This window comes from Mesorhizobium sp. M7A.F.Ca.CA.002.09.1.1 (genome assembly GCF_003998555.1).
GTDB lineage: Bacteria > Pseudomonadota > Alphaproteobacteria > Rhizobiales > Rhizobiaceae > Mesorhizobium > Mesorhizobium ciceri.
The window spans coordinates 1-5,362 of sequence record NZ_RZRR01000345.1 but is presented as its reverse complement, the minus strand read 5'-3'; the positions used below and the strand labels follow the sequence as shown (position 1 = coordinate 5,362).

At 65.5% G+C, this 5,362-nt stretch carries 5 protein-coding genes and 1 riboswitch; of the genes, 2 read left to right on the top strand and 3 right to left on the bottom strand.

Features of this window, described 5'->3' with window-relative positions; genetic code table 11:
* Nucleotides 1-87: 87 nt before the first annotated feature.
* Genes thiQ through thiB form a run of 3 tightly spaced genes read right to left on the bottom strand, consistent with a single transcriptional unit; the run spans nucleotide 88 to nucleotide 3,504 of the window.
* Entirely contained in the window at nucleotides 88-879 is a 792-nt protein-coding gene (thiQ, locus tag EN994_RS16440) for a thiamine ABC transporter ATP-binding protein (protein ID WP_063169190.1), read from the bottom strand.
* A complete protein-coding gene (gene thiP / locus EN994_RS16435; RefSeq protein ID WP_024502936.1) occupies nucleotides 872-2,497 on the bottom strand; it encodes a thiamine/thiamine pyrophosphate ABC transporter permease in 1,626 nt (541 codons plus the stop codon). Before thiP ends, thiQ begins: the two co-directional genes overlap by 8 nt.
* An 8-nt stretch (nucleotides 2,498-2,505) precedes the next feature.
* Nucleotides 2,506-3,504 carry a thiamine ABC transporter substrate binding subunit gene (thiB, locus tag EN994_RS16430; protein WP_063169191.1) on the bottom strand — a complete coding sequence of 333 codons (999 nt, stop codon included), beginning with the start codon at nucleotides 3,502-3,504 and terminating at the stop codon, nucleotides 2,506-2,508.
* Between the two features lie 43 nt (nucleotides 3,505-3,547).
* Nucleotides 3,548-3,662, bottom strand: a riboswitch (TPP riboswitch).
* 87 nt (nucleotides 3,663-3,749) lie between these two features.
* On the opposite strand from thiB, the gene EN994_RS16425 reads away from it, so the two are divergent.
* On the top strand, nucleotides 3,750-4,409 hold the full coding sequence (locus tag EN994_RS16425; protein ID WP_027162509.1) for a thiamine diphosphokinase: 660 nt from the start codon (nucleotides 3,750-3,752) through the stop codon (nucleotides 4,407-4,409).
* Between the two features lies 1 nt (nucleotide 4,410).
* Nucleotides 4,411-5,362 (top strand): ABC-F family ATP-binding cassette domain-containing protein (locus EN994_RS16420; RefSeq protein ID WP_164745960.1); only part of this gene is annotated, 952 nt, incomplete at its 3' end.

Here is a 5,362-nt window from a genome sequence, read left to right as displayed (position 1 = left end):
GTGCCGGACCGGTAGGGCGGACCTAGCCACACTCCCCCGGTCATGGCAAGCAAACGCCACATCGCCTGGAGCCGGTTTGACCGTAAATTATGTCCGCTTCCGGGCAACATCGCGTGATGTGGAATATCCGGCACCCGCGCCGATATAGCGCCGGAACGCCTCCGGACCAGCCCCGGCGAAGAAATCATCAGCCTTGCCGGTGGCGGCGACCAACCCATTGTCGACAAACACCATATGCTCGCCGATGCGGCGTGCATCCTCCGGCTGGTGGGTGACGAACAGCACTGTCATGGCGCGTTCGGCATGAACGGCGGCAACCAGATCCAGCATCTCGTCGCGTAAAGCCGGTCCGAGCGAAGCGAAGGGCTCGTCGAGCAGCAACACCGGTCGGTCGCGCACCAGCACGCGGGCCAGGGCGACGCGCTGGCGTTCGCCCCCGGAGAGCTCGCGCGGCAGGCGTTTCTCCTTGCCCGCAAGACCGGTGCGCGCAAGCGCCTCGGCGACCGCAGCGCGGTCCGCCTCGGTCAGCCGCAGGGATGGCGAGCGGCCGAGCCCGACATTCTGCTCGACGGAAAGATGCGCGAAGAGATTGTTCTCCTGGAACACCATCGACACCGGCCGCGCCGAGGCCGGCTCGGCGCTGACATCGACACCGCCGACCAGCACGCGGCCCGACCGTGGGGTCTCGAAGCCGGCGACCAGATTGAGCAGTGTCGACTTGCCCGAACCGCTCGGCCCCATGATGGCGGTGATCGTCGCCGCGGCAAACTCGACATCGAAAACAAGCGGCGCCTCGCCATAGCTGCCATAGCTGAACGACACTTTGTCCAGCCGCACCGGCGCGCCCTTCGCGAGCCCGTTGGCCGCCTTTTCACGCATCACGGACCTCCTCCCTTCCCAGCCAGTGCGCCGCCACGATCAACGCGAGACAGACGAGGCCGAGCAGCAGTGCGAGGCCGGCGGCATCCTCGGTGCGGTAGCTGCCCATCCGAGCCAGAAGAAGGTAGGGCAATGTCTGCACGGAATCACTGCCGAACAAGGCAATGACACCGAGATCGCCGAGCGACAGCGCCATGGCGAAAGCGAAGGCCGTGGCGAGCGGTCGCCGCAGCGACGGCCAGTCGACCAGCATCAGCCGGTTCCAGCCCGCAATGCCGAGCTGTGCACAGAGCCGTTCGTGACGCTCGCTCGCTGCATCATAGGCGGGACGCACGGCGCGGAGCGCAAACGGCATCGCCATCACCGCGTTGACGGTGACGACCATGACCGGAGCGATGGCGAAGACATCGCCGACATGGCGCAACAACAGGAACCAGCCGGCGCCGACGACGATCGGCGGCACGACCAGGACAAAACCGGCGCCTGTATCGGTGGCGTGTTCGAGCAGTGTCTTTGCGCCGGCACGGCGGTTCAGCGCCAGTGCCCGCCGCGCCATGGTCAGCGCCAGCGACAGCATCACCGAAAGCAGCGCCGACAGGAAGGCGAGCGCCGCACTGGTCAGCGTTGCCTGCCGGACAGTGGCCTCGCCGGCCAAGCGGGCGAGATCGGCACTCAATCCGGCCATCACGGTTGCCGCCATCGGCCCGACAACGAACAGCAGCGCCAGGACGATGAGTAGCGCGTTCAACCAGGTCTCGCTCCGATTGACCGAGAGATAGCGGCGTTGCGCGACCGGCAAATTGGTGTCGCCGACCACATTGGCGCCTAGCCGCGTCAGTGCCAGCACCACGATAAAGGTCAAGGCGATCTGCAGCAGCGTCAGTGCAACGGCCCGTGCGGGATCGAAATCGAAGCGCAGCGCCTGGTAGATGCCGACCTCAAGCGTCGTCGCGGCCGGCCCGCCGCCGAGCGTCAGCACGATCGTGAAGGATGTGATGCAGAGCATGAACACAAGCCCGGCGACGCCGGGCAGTGCGGCGCGCAGCGTTGGCCATTCGATCAGCCGGAACGCCGGCCGGGCCGCCATGCCGAGTTGGCTCGCCAGCCGCCATTGGTCGGCCGGTATGGTCTGCAGCGCCTCGAGGAACAGCCGCGTCGCCAGCGGCAGGTTGAAGAAGACATGGGCGACGAGAATGCCGGACAGGCCATAGATGCCCGGCCAGCTTCCGCCGCCGATAACGGCAAGCACGCCGGCGAAGTAGCCGGCACGGCCATAAAGCGCCAGGATGCCGAGCGCTGCAACGATGGCCGGCAGCGCCAACGGCACGGCGAAGATCTGCAGGATGAAGGCGCGGCCGAAGAAACGTGGATGCCGCGACAGAGCGCGCGCCACAAACAGCCCCGGGATGACCGAAAGCAGCGTCGACAGGACCGCTTGCCAGAGCGTGAAGCGAATGACGCGAAGCAGATAGGGATCGAAGGCTGCCCAGGCGCCCGAGAAATCATGGGCGCCCTCGAAAAGCAGGCCGGCAAACGCGCCGCCGATCAGCAGCGCGATTGCAGCGAGCGCGACAATGCCGGCACTGACGCGGGAATCCGTGGAATGCGCCGGCGCCATCGCGCTGCCTATTTGCTCATCGCCGCCAGCCATTCATCGACCCAGGCCTTGCGGTTGGCGGCGACCTCTTGCGGGCTGAACAGCAAGGTCTTCGTCGGCTTGACCAGTTTGTCGAAGGCCGGATTGAGCGGCTTGTCGGTCTTGCCTGCCGGGAACATCCAGTTGGTCTCGGGGATGGCATCCTGGAATTTCGGCCCGGTCATGAAGGCCATGAACTTGGCCGCCAGCGGATTCTTGGCTCCTGTCGTGGTGATACCCGCCACCTCGATCTGCAGATACTCGCCCTCCTCGAAGGAGGCCGCCTGGTAGCGCTCCGTGTTCTCGGCGACCATGTGGTAGGCTGGCGACGTCGTGTAGGACAGCACCATCGGCGCCTCGCCCTTGGTGAACAGCCCATAGGCCTCGCTCCAGCCCGGCGTCACGGTCAGCACCTTGGCCTTGAGCTTGGCCCAGGCCTCGGGTGCCTTGTCGCCATAGACCGACTTGACCCAAAGAAGCAGGCCGAGGCCTGGCGTCGAGGTGCGCGGATCCTGGATGACGATCTTGTCGTTGGCACTGCCTTCGATCAGCTCCTTCAGGCTCTTCGGCGGCGTCTTCATCTTCTGCGTGTCGTAGACGACAGCGAAATAGCCGTAGTCGAAGGGGACAAACGTGTCGTCGCTCCAGCCGCCCGGCACACTGACATCCGTCACCGCGCCATGCGGCGCGAACAAGCCTGACGCCTTGGCATCGGCGGTGAGATTGGTATCCAGGCCAAGCACGATATCGGCCTTGGTCGATGTGCCTTCCAATCTGACGCGGTTGAGCAGCGCGACGCCATCGGCGACCGAGACGAAGTCGACGTCGCAGCCGCATTCGGCCTCGAACTCCTTCTTCACCACGGGACCCGGACCCCAGTCGGCGGTGAAACTCTCATAGGTGTAGACGGTGAGCTTGTCCTTGGCCAAGGCGGGCCCGGACAAGGCCACGACCGTTGCTGAAACAAGAGCGTATAAAAGCGTGCGCATCGGCGCCTCCTTCGTTTGAATTGAAAGGAATTGAGGCGTCGGACTGTCCGAAACGTCTAATCCCTCCGCCGGTACAAACCGGATCAGGTTCAGCGGGTTGGCGAGACTGCCTCTCAGCCGGTCCGCGAAGATCGCGTCCGGCACCCCGTTAGAGCGTTTCGACACATAGGCCGGGCCGATCCGCCATGCAAGCGGGAGTTTGCCGCCTTCCGTTTCCCGTGCCGGGCTGGTAAGGGCCACACGATATGAGCACATTCACCATCCTGCTTGGCGGCGATCTCATCCGTACGCCACGGCTCGACCGTCAGGTCAAAGGCTCCCGCGTCATCGCCGCCGACGCCGGCATCGGTCATGCGCGGTTGCTGGGTCTCGTGCCGGAGCTGTGGGTGGGTGATTTCGATTCGGTGCCGGCCAACCTGCCGGACGATCTCGCTTCCGTGCCGCGCCGGACCTTCCCGGCGGAAAAGGACCAGACCGATGGCGAACTTGCCGTCGCCGCGGCACTGGAGCGCGGCGCGACCCGCCTGGTGCTGGCCGGCGCCTTTGGCGGCAAGCGCGCCGACCACGCTTTTCTGCATCTGTCGCTCGCCCTGCGGCTGGCGGAGGCGGGAACGGACGTGCTTTTGACCAGCGGCGCTCAGGAAGGCATCCCCCTGCTGCGCGGAACGGCCGGCTTCGACTATGCCGACGGCACGCTGTTTTCGGTGCTCGGCTTTTCCGAGCTCGACGGCCTGACCGTCACCGGCGCCAAATGGCCGCTCGCTCACGTCAAGGTGGCGTTCGGTTCGTCGCTGACCATTTCCAACGAGGTCAAGTCCGACAAGACCGGGGGCCGCCTCGAAATCGCGCTCGGCCATGGCCGCGCGATGCTGCTCGCTCATCCCTATCCCTTACCTGAAAGCTGACATGGCCCCGCCCCTTCTCAACCTTGATGGGATAAAACTGACCTTCGGCGGCACGCCGCTGCTCGATGGCGCCGCCTTGACGGCTTCGGCCGGCGACAAGATCGCACTGGTCGGCCGCAACGGGTCCGGCAAGTCGACCCTGCTGAAGATCGCCGCCGGCCTGATCGAGCCGCAGGACGGCGAAGTGTTCCGCCAGCCTTCGGCGACCGTCCGCTATTTGCCGCAGATGCCCGACATGGAAGGTTTTGCCACTGTCCGCGCCTATGTCGAGGCCGGGCTTGGCCCCGCCGACGATCCCTACCGCGCCAGCTATCTGATGGAGCATCTCGGCCTGTCGGGTGAGGAACGTCCGAACGACCTGTCGGGCGGCGAGGCGAGGCGCGCCGCCCTTGCCCGCGTCATGGCGCCGGAGCCCGATATCCTGCTGCTCGATGAGCCGACCAACCATCTCGACCTCTCGGTCATCGAATGGCTGGAAGAAGAACTCATCCGCACCTCCTCGGCGCTGATCGTCATCTCGCACGACCGCCGCTTCCTCGAACGCGTGTCGCGCGCCACGGTCTGGCTCGATCGCGGCCAGACCCGCAGGCTGGACAAGGGCTTCGGCCATTTCGAGGAATGGCGCGACCTGGTTCTGGAGGAAGAAGAACGCGAGCAGCACAAGCTCGGTCGCCAGATCGTTCGCGAAGAGCATTGGCTGCGCTACGGCGTGACGGCGCGGCGCAAGCGCAACATGCGCCGGCTCGGCGAGTTGCAGACCATGCGTCAGCGTTTTCGCGGTCATCGCGGGGCCGAAGGGTCGGCGATCATGGTGGCGAGCGACGCCACCGAGTCCGGCAAGCTGGTGATCGAGGCGAAAAACATCGAAAAGAGCTTTGGCGATCTCACCGTGGTCAAGGCGTTTTCGACCCGCATCCAGCGTGGCGATCGCGTTGGCCTGGTCGGGCCGAACG